Here is a 522-nt window from a genome sequence, read left to right as displayed (position 1 = left end):
CACAAAGCGTTGTATCTCAAGTTGATGCTCGTAAACCTCAAGCCAAACAAGACTTGTCTTTACTTGTGCAGAAAACGTATCTAGAAGCGCAGCAAGCGATTGATGAAGTGCAAGGCTTAGAATCCAGCATCGCACTAGCCAATGAAAACCTGCTTCTGCGAGAGAAGGCATTCACTCAAGGTCTTTCTTCTTCTCTCGATGTGGTTGACGCTCAGCTTTATGTCGCCAGTATCGAAACTCAACGTTCGGCGGCGCGCTTCCGCTATCTGATTTCACTAACCAAACTATTAGCATTAAGCAGTGAAATGAACAGCTTCGAACAATATCAAAATACCGCTTACGCCCCAGCGAAAATATCCAAAGAGGTTAAATAAGTCATGGCAGCAAAATCTTTAAAACCCGTTCTACTTTCAATTTGCGCCTTGGGTGTGGCTTCTTGGGTTGGCTATCAGTTTTACCAAGCTTATCAGCCAGAACCAGTTCGCTTACAAGGTTTGATTGAAGCTCAGCAATACAGCATTT

Annotated in this window: 1 protein-coding gene and 1 pseudogene; both read left to right on the top strand. The window is 43.9% G+C overall.

Annotated features, from left to right (window positions below; genetic code table 11):
* Window positions 1-374 (top strand): TolC family protein (locus R7R78_RS29350; RefSeq protein ID WP_225474993.1); only part of this gene is annotated, 374 nt, incomplete at its 5' end.
* 3 nt (window positions 375-377) lie between these two features.
* Window positions 378-522 (top strand): annotated as a pseudogene (locus R7R78_RS29345) (HlyD family secretion protein); the annotation flags it as partial.

The sequence above is a fragment of the Vibrio sp. 2134-1 genome, assembly GCF_033339495.1.
The sequence above is the reverse complement of the archived record's forward strand: the minus strand, read 5'-3'. Positions and strand labels throughout refer to the sequence as shown.